The sequence below is a fragment of the Lutispora thermophila DSM 19022 genome (assembly GCF_900142105.1).
In the GTDB taxonomy this organism is placed as follows: domain Bacteria; phylum Bacillota; class Clostridia; order Lutisporales; family Lutisporaceae; genus Lutispora; species Lutispora thermophila.
This window is the reverse complement of the sequence record NZ_FQZS01000046.1, coordinates 1-8,098: the sequence shown is the minus strand read 5'-3', so window position 1 is coordinate 8,098 and position 8,098 is coordinate 1. Positions and strand designations below refer to the sequence as shown.

General features: G+C 35.9%; 6 protein-coding genes, 1 pseudogene and 1 riboswitch. Of the genes and pseudogenes, 4 read left to right on the top strand and 3 right to left on the bottom strand.

Going from position 1 to position 8,098, the window contains the following annotated elements; all coding sequences use genetic code 11:
* Both BUB48_RS17055 and BUB48_RS18225 read right to left on the bottom strand, forming a co-directional pair.
* Positions 1-265 (bottom strand): annotated as a pseudogene (locus tag BUB48_RS17055) (IS982 family transposase); the annotation flags it as partial.
* Between the two features lie 758 nt (positions 266-1,023).
* Positions 1,024-1,197 carry a hypothetical protein gene (locus BUB48_RS18225; protein WP_175548462.1) on the bottom strand — a complete coding sequence of 58 codons (174 nt, stop codon included), beginning with the start codon at positions 1,195-1,197 and terminating at the stop codon, positions 1,024-1,026.
* A 256-nt stretch (positions 1,198-1,453) separates the two neighbouring features.
* Between BUB48_RS18225 and BUB48_RS17050 the strand changes: the two genes are divergently transcribed.
* The 3 genes from BUB48_RS17050 (at position 1,454) to BUB48_RS17040 (ending at position 3,926) form a co-directional block, all read left to right on the top strand.
* Positions 1,454-2,158, top strand: coding sequence for an XAC2610-related protein (locus BUB48_RS17050; protein ID WP_073028073.1), 705 nt, complete (start codon positions 1,454-1,456; stop codon positions 2,156-2,158).
* A 185-nt stretch (positions 2,159-2,343) separates the two neighbouring features.
* Complete coding sequence (locus tag BUB48_RS17045) at positions 2,344-2,835, top strand: RNA polymerase sigma factor (protein ID WP_073028070.1); 492 nt, start codon at positions 2,344-2,346, stop codon at positions 2,833-2,835.
* Positions 2,814-3,926: a DUF5643 domain-containing protein gene (locus BUB48_RS17040; protein ID WP_242944272.1), complete on the top strand. Its 1,113-nt coding sequence runs from the start codon at positions 2,814-2,816 to the stop codon at positions 3,924-3,926. Before BUB48_RS17045 ends, BUB48_RS17040 begins: the two co-directional genes overlap by 22 nt.
* Before the next feature lie 195 nt (positions 3,927-4,121).
* Here BUB48_RS17040 and BUB48_RS17035 read toward each other — a convergent pair whose 3' ends face one another.
* On the bottom strand, positions 4,122-6,122 hold the full coding sequence (locus BUB48_RS17035) for a methyl-accepting chemotaxis protein (protein WP_073028067.1): 2,001 nt from the start codon (positions 6,120-6,122) through the stop codon (positions 4,122-4,124).
* Between the two features lie 599 nt (positions 6,123-6,721).
* Positions 6,722-6,806: riboswitch (cyclic di-GMP riboswitch) on the top strand.
* Between the two features lie 187 nt (positions 6,807-6,993).
* On the opposite strand from BUB48_RS17035, the gene BUB48_RS17030 reads away from it, so the two are divergent.
* The coding region (locus BUB48_RS17030) for a cache domain-containing sensor histidine kinase (protein ID WP_139250035.1) at positions 6,994-8,098 on the top strand (1,105 nt) is incomplete at its 3' end.

The following is an 8,098-nucleotide window of genomic DNA, read 5'->3' as shown; positions in this document are numbered from 1 at the left end:
AAAGCCTTGGAAACAAGTCTCTCATATTCTTATTACAGAAACCAAACCAGGCATTTTCTGAATCAATGGTTAGTAATTTAGCAACAATGCTTAAGGTAATTATTTCACTATCACTCATCTTAGAAGTATTGATATTACAACGATTTTTAATATGTGTTGGAGTAACTTCCTGGTAGATATCGTCAATTATGACATAAGAGACAGTTACAAAGTCTTTTAAATCTCCAATTTCTTTGATAAAATAGTTTCTATCAGACTCCAGCATATATGTGACCTCCCTATCATTTTCTTGGTTATTAATGATAGGTTACATAATATGTTGGAGTTTTTCATTTGTAGATTTTTGGTAATTCAAAGCTAGCACAACGAGTTATATTAAACATAAGATTAAATAACGATAATGACGGCACAGAAAAAAAGGATGTTTTATCTAATACAGGTTTTGGATTAAAGTACATAATAACTCATGGAGCTATTTTCAACTTGATTATAATTATCAGTCTAATTAATTTTATTTTAGCTTGGTTTTATGTCGCATTACCTTTTTTCTGACAGATTTTATTAATATACCTGTTGAGTTTTTGAGTTATATGAAATCAGTATCAACTTTTATGTCTGTCATTGCTGGTATAATGATGACTAAAAAATATTAATGATACAAAGAAATATATTTCCGTATCTATAGACATGTTAGAGTTTTGTATTGTAACAATGTTTATATTAAGAATCTAATTGCTTCATTTATTCTTTGAGGATTCGTTGCTTTTTTAGAACAATAGCATCGCTTTTGTTAATGTCACATTTTGCTGTCATATCTGATGAAAATATGATTGGTAGAATAATGAGATTTTTTATGTTCATCACATCTGTTTTTATTCTTTTATCGCACTTACTATCAGAGTTTATAGTCACTTATTTTCATTTCCTCACTAAATTGACTTAATTTGCTAATGTCCATTGCACCCTCTTGTGCCTTTGAAGCAACAGACTCTATGGCTTTTTCTACCTCTAAGGAAGTGGTGTTCATTTCTTTGCTTGTAGCAGCATTTCACTGACATTAGTAGATTCATCGACAACAGCTTTCATCATATTGCGAATGGAATCTTCCATCTTGGCAAGGGAATTAGCCAGGCTGTCTATTTTATTCTGTTTTGTTAAGAGATTTACTGAGTATTCACTTTTTCTGATTAAAAACATTAACACCCCAAATAACAAAGTTATTTTGTTGTGATGCTTTTAAGTTTAATTAGAAATCAACTAAGGAGGAAGCCATAATTTGAATAGAAGATGAGAAAATAGTGTTTCTTGTAACAGACAGTTTTATTGAGAAATTTATGATAAAATGAGAGGAAGTGACAACATTAGTCCTGCCAATCAGAAATGAAGACATCAAGAGTTAGAATTCTAGGAATGCGGAATGAATGTTTAAAATTTATTAATAGAGGGGTATTTTATGAGAGATATCAATAGTTTATCATTAGGAATTTTATTGACAATAGGCATAACTGTCTTATCAGCTTGTGGACAAGATAAATTTATTACAGATGCATACACATCTGTAGAGAAAATATCTGGTGAATCAATTACAGAGCAATCTGAGTTTGGGTTGGAATCTGATTCTTCATTACATCCACAGGAAAATTCAGATGAAGTTTTAAAAGTAATGGAAATGCCTTTGGATGATGGGAGAGTGCTAATATTGTCTGTTATTGGGAAAAAAAGAGATGATGATATAGTGATGTACGGTGTACGAGAGATTCGTGTCTTTGAAGGGGGAAACTTAATACAATCGATTCTTATTCAGGAAGCTATAGATATGGATGGTGTAAATGGAATTGATAAAGGCTATTCGGAGTGTCTATCAATAGAAGAATCAGCAGCATTGAAAGATGTTAATTTCGATGGGTATATGGACTTGGAGGTATGTGGATGGATTCCAAACAACAGTGTTCCATATTATTATTGGTGCTGGAACAATGATACACAGCAGTATGAGTACAGTTTTTGCTTACAACTATCAAAAGTAGATGTAGAAAACAAACGGTTAATAGCATGGTATAAGGTAGAGAATGGCTTGTATTATACCGACTATTATCGTGTTAACGATAAGAACCAACTGGAACTCATAGATAGAGAGATAGAAGATGTCAGACCGTAATTTATTCCTCCTGTATAAGATGTAGGTATGTAATAATTTTGATTGGATTAAGTCTGTTCTTGATTTCAGTGACGGAATAACAGTATAAATTTATGACGATAAAAATTTATCCACTCAAAAACCAAATATTGCTTCTGAATGTCTAACAAGTGACCGGTCAAAAAACAAGCAAGGAGGATAAAAGAGTGACCAATGAGGAGTTTTCAACGCGAATCGTCGCAATGACGCAAACATTATATCGGGTTAGCTATACACAGCTATCCCAAAGCTGCGACAGGGAAGAAGCGGTCCAGGAATGCTTGTACAAGGCATGGAAGAAGCGCCATCAACTTAAAGATGAGCGTTATATGCAGACTTGGGTAATCCGCATTCTTATAAATGAATGCCATAATATTCAGAAAAAAAGAAAACGGGAACTGCCAATGGAGGAATTGCCTGAACGCCCTGTACCTGCGGATGCTGACATGGAACTGCATGATGCGCTGTTCAGATTGGATGAAAAGCTCCGCCTGCCTATTCTTCTGCATTATATCGAAGGGTTTTCGATAAAGGAAGTTGCCCAAATTTTACGTTTGCCGCAGGGAACGGTCAAATCCCGCATGTTAAACGGGCGTCAAAAACTGAAAAAGATATTGTGTGAGGAGGATCAATTTCCATGCGAGACATGCAAGATATGAGTGAATTGAAAAAAGCCTTCGGTCAGGCCGATGAAGGTTTTGTCAATACTTTATATAATACCCTGACCAATATACAAAAGAGTGAAAACAGAAAACCTGTGAAAAGAATAGGATTTAGCTTGGCTGCTGCAATTGTGCTTGCCTGCTTGCTATCTGCCGGGACGGTTCTGGCGGTTAAAAACTCTTGGGGAATTTTTGATTTCTTAAGCGGAAGAAGGCAAAACGTGAAGGTTTTGCCGGAAGTTGCTAATATGGTGCAAAAGGAAGTATCTCAAAAAGGCAATGAGACCGAGTTTGGGGATTTTGTGGTACGTGAGGCTGTATTCAACGGAAAGAGCGTGTACATTGTCATAGATGTAGAGCCTTCAAGCTCGCGATATTTGCTGTTAGGGCCTGATGCATTTCCAACAGATCCTATCAGCAATATGGGTCCCATTTTCAGCAACATAACCGGCACCATAGCTGATTATGCCAAAGGAAACAACAAAGAAATGATAAACACATCTGTGGGTATTGATGGAGTGAGCTGCAATTCCATTGATTATATCCTTGAAGAGGACGGAACTCTTGTTTACATGCTTAACGCTAACATTGACAGCAGTTCTGTGCAAGAAGATATAGAGATTACATGCGTGGCCGCACCGTTTGTGAGCCTAGAAGGGAAAAACTTTATTGATGATAAAAATAAAAAGGAAACTACGCTTTCAGTAACATTGATAAATTCCGGAACTGAGGAAACAGTAACCAGTGATATGCCTGTAGTATTCAGTGATATAGGTGTTCGCGTTGATAAAGTTACACTCACCGCTTCAGCTATGGAGATTTATGCAGATATTGAATACACAGTGATAGACAAAGAAAAGTTTGAGAAGACAGATAAGGGCCTATGGTTTGAGGTGCTGGATGATACTGGTAATCCTATATCTGGAGGTATCTCTTCCGGTGAGGGCATTCAGGTTTTAGATGAAAATCGCTTCATTCAGAGATTTTCCTTACAAGCTTCAGAAACTCTACCAAGTGAGGTAACCCTTCGGGGATATAATATATTGGATAAAAACAGGTATGAGGCTCATAGGTTTGAGATGAAGTAATTATGCCAACTTAAATCCTTCTTAAGCTTTCAGGGCTTTAATGACAAAGGCCCTCGAAAGCTTTTTTATGCCCCATGGAAAGCATAATTTCACTTTAATATAAATTTTCCGTAATGGGTTTCAAGAAAGGTTTCCTTGATTGTAAAGGCTGTCGCACTATTTATTTAGTGCGACAGCCCCTAGTAGCATTAGGCTTTAAATTTTAAATTGCTTAACTAGATTTATCAGTGTTTCTGATTTTTCATTTGATTTGCTTGCCAGATTCACTACATTTTTTGCCATAGTGGCAATCTCTGCTGTCTTCTGTGCGATGTTTGATGCTCCCATAGCTTCCTCATTGGAAGATGCACTTATCTGGGTTATGGCTTCAACCATGTTCTGCATCGATGCCAGAAGTTCCTCCGAAGTAGAACTGAACTCCGTCACTATATCGTTGATGACCATAGAGAGTTCATTATATCTTTCGCTGGTTTGTACTACACTTTCATAATCATTGAGTACTTTCTTGTCAATAAACTCCATAATCTCCATGGAGCTTGAGGAAAGAGCATTTACTACTGCCAGAACCTCATTTGTCATTTCCTGAATTCGGGATACAGAAGTTTTAGAGCCTTCGGCAAGTTTTCTGATTTCTTCCGCCACCACGGCAAAGCCTTTGCCTGCTTCTCCCGCTCTAGCTGCTTCGATAGCTGCGTTCAAAGCCAGCAGATTTGTCTGGGAAGTAATGTCCAGTATGGCATTAGACAAATCATTAATCTGATTGACTGCCTTAGATTGTTCAATTGCATCTTGCAAGTTGATTTTCGTTTTACTGTATATTTCCAGAGCTTCTTGTTTTGAAGAAATTGCACTTAGCTTCATTTCTTCACTAATCTGACTTACTTTGTTAATGGTCATTGCACCCTCTTGTGCCTTTGAAGCAACAGACTCTATGGCCTTTTCTACTTCTAAGGAAGTGGTGTTCATTTCTTCGCTTGAAGCAGCAGTTTCCTCTGTGGCTGCGGATAGTTGTTCTGTAGTAGAGGAAATTTCTTCAATGTTTTCATTTAAATTATACATATCTTTATTGATGGTAAGCAGCATTTCAGTGACATTAGTAGATTCATCGACAACAGCTTTCATCATGTTGCGAATGGAATCTTGCATTTTGACAAGTGAATTAGCCAAACTACCTATTTCATCCTGTTTTGTCAATAGCTTTTTGGATATATCCACTGTAAAGTCTCCGGTAGACATAACGTTTAAATGATCAGTTACCTCTTTGATAGGTCCAGAAATATTGCGAGCAATTGCTATGATTAACATTATGCCAATGAATAAGAAAAAAAGAGATAGAGCTAACATTATAGTGGTTAAATCATCGACCTTGGCCATGATCACTGACTTCGGAGCTGTTACACCTAAGGACCAGTTTGTGCCCTCAACAGGATAGTAGGCTATGTAATTAGTTATGCCATTGTAGGTATATTTACCAACTCCTGTTTCTCCTTGGGTCATTTTCTTTTGAATATTGCATAATGATTCCAATTCATTATCAGCTTCGTATTGTTCAAAAATATTGTACATTTCCAAAACACGATTTTGATTATTGCTTGCTATAGTAGTACCTTGATTGTTAATCATAAAAACTTCCCGCTGGTTAAATTCCATTTCATTGGTGTACTTGCTCAAGCAATTACCATCTCGAACGGCAACTAATACACCTTTCACTGTATTACCATCTTTGATAGGAACAGCGAATATAATAACAACAGTTTGGTCTAGGTTATTGACAATAGGGTCTGAAACATTAGGTTGTCCGGATAATGCTTTTTGAAAATAGTCTCTTTCTTTTATATTCAAACCGGCACCGTCGATATTTTTACAATCCCCATTGGTATCGGCGATGAACATATTTACATGCTCATTTCGTTTAACTTCGTCTCGAAGTAAGTCCAATTTTTCATCCAATGTTAATTCGCTGCTTTTTATCCATGGACTTTCAGCTAAAGCTTGCAAGGCATTAATCTGTGTATTAAGCTTCTCGGTAATAATCTTAGCATTGGCTTTAGCAATTTCCAGAAGATTTTCATCAATATTGGTTTTTAAAGCACTGCTGGAACTTAAATAAGCACTAATTCCTAAGCCTATACAGATTACAAACATTAACACTCCAAAGAATAAAGTAATTTTTGCTGTAATGCTTTTTAGCTTCATAAAAACCCCTCCTAGTTATCTCCGTCATGACTATGGTGTGCTGCTACACTGCTCTCGGGCTTTCAGTAGACATGTGATTCGTGTGATCGCAGTAATAATGATCTGAACCACTTATGCCCAAGAAGCAAAGTATGAGGTTGCCACAAGTTCACCTACCTTTCCAGTGATAAAAGGAGAGTAAATAATGAACACTTTCAACCATTAGAAAATGATAAAGTAATAAGTTGTTCCAACTGTAGGCGGTTAACTCGTGTCAACATGCAAAATAATCATATCAAAAAATTCTGAACAAATCAACAAAATACGACAATAAAATACAGAATATAACAAAACTCAGCATTGACATGAACATTGAGAGGTTAGCGCAAAGTTGATAAAAACAAAGAGGATGTAAGCATGGAATATTCATTATTGCAGATGATAATCTGGTAACATAAACGACAGCTAGGCTTATATAGTTATTTATGAATATCATTATTGATATAAGTAATTTTTGTTAAAATAACACGAATATTGTTGAATTTCATGTTAATTAGTCGTAAACTTTATAAAGTGATATCACATATTACATACAATATGTTCAAAATGAATTAGGTGTGTTGCGACAAAGGTAAACTTAGCGAAAGCTAAAGACGCAAAGCTATGGGCCTAACAGATTATGCTGATGGTTGCCAAGCTGCCGAAACCTTCTTTGTATATGTCGCTAAATGTGGCTTTTTTGTTCTAATGTTTTTATAAATAAAATTAATATGCAGCTGCGAAATTAACTAAAATTTGTGCTACTTAAAACTTAAAAGATAATATCGTATTTATGTGGCATATGGTGTTTTGCAAGCATCTAATAAAAAGCTTAAATAGGAGGAAACTAATTTTGAAGCTCAAAACACGGTTACTTTTAATGCTATTAGCTACTAGTTTAATCCCACTATTAGTCTTTTCAGGTGTGTCCGTAGCATCTTTTGTGTCAAACTCTAAGAAAAATACATATCAACTGAGCGAGATCAAATTGGAATTTGTTAAAGCTGAAATTAGCGGGATGCTGGATAAGTATTTCAATACACTACATATCATTGCAAACCAACCGGCTATTCGCAATTTTGATTTAGAAAATGCGAAAAAAATTCTCATAGATGCCGCAAAAGTTAATCCAGAGCTTATTATTGCCCTTGATGATTCTACAGGACAACAAGTTGTAAAAAGTAATGATGATGCCTTAACCCATATAGCAGATCGTGAATTCTTCAAGCAATCTATGAGAGGAACTGAGGAGTATGTATCTGATATGCTTGTGGCAAAAGCTACAGGCAAATTAATTGTTATTTGTTCTGTACCTGTTAGACACATGAATAACAGTATTGTCGGAGTTCTTCAAGCAAACATTCAGTTGGATCAACTCAGTGAGTTTGTTACAGAACTTTCAGAAGGCAGTACAGATGTCTATGTTCTCTCAAGGCAAGGTACCGTATTGGCCCATCCTAATATGGAATATGTTCAAAACCAGGAAGATTTCAATTCATTGGAATTTATACAAGCAGGTCTTGCGGGACAAAATGCTACTCTGAAGACTGCAAACATCGAAGGTGAAGAAGTCATTGTAAGCCATGCATTGAACCAACAGGCAGGTTGGTTAATTGTCGTAGAGACACCTGTTGCGATGGCTATGTCTTCTTCCTATAAACTTTTGAATGTATGTGTTGCTATGCTTATTGCAGCTGCTATAATTGTTGGATTATTGGGTTTCTACTTCTCAAGACGATTTACAAAGCCACTGGTGGATGTGTCCTCAATAATAAAAACAATAGCCGATGGGGATTTGAAAGATTTTGAAGTTAAAGTAAATACAAAGGATGAAATAGGAGAACTTTATCACAGCCTGAAGACTATGACTGAAAACTTAAGAGGCTTGGTAAGCAATATTCAATCCGTTGCTTCGAATTTAGCCTCTCATTCTTTGCAATTGTCTTCAACAACAGAGG

What these genes read in the sequence shown, in the direction of transcription:
- BUB48_RS17050 (WP_073028073.1), top strand. Translation starts at nt 1,454, where the DNA reads ATGAGAGATATCAATAGTTTATCATTAGGAATTTTATTGACAATAGGC.
- BUB48_RS18225 (WP_175548462.1), bottom strand. Translation starts at nt 1,197, where the DNA reads ATGTTTTTAATCAGAAAAAGTGAATACTCAGTAAATCTCTTAACAAAA.
- BUB48_RS17035 (WP_073028067.1), bottom strand. Translation starts at nt 6,122, where the DNA reads ATGAAGCTAAAAAGCATTACAGCAAAAATTACTTTATTCTTTGGAGTG.
- BUB48_RS17040 (WP_242944272.1), top strand. Translation starts at nt 2,814, where the DNA reads ATGCGAGACATGCAAGATATGAGTGAATTGAAAAAAGCCTTCGGTCAG.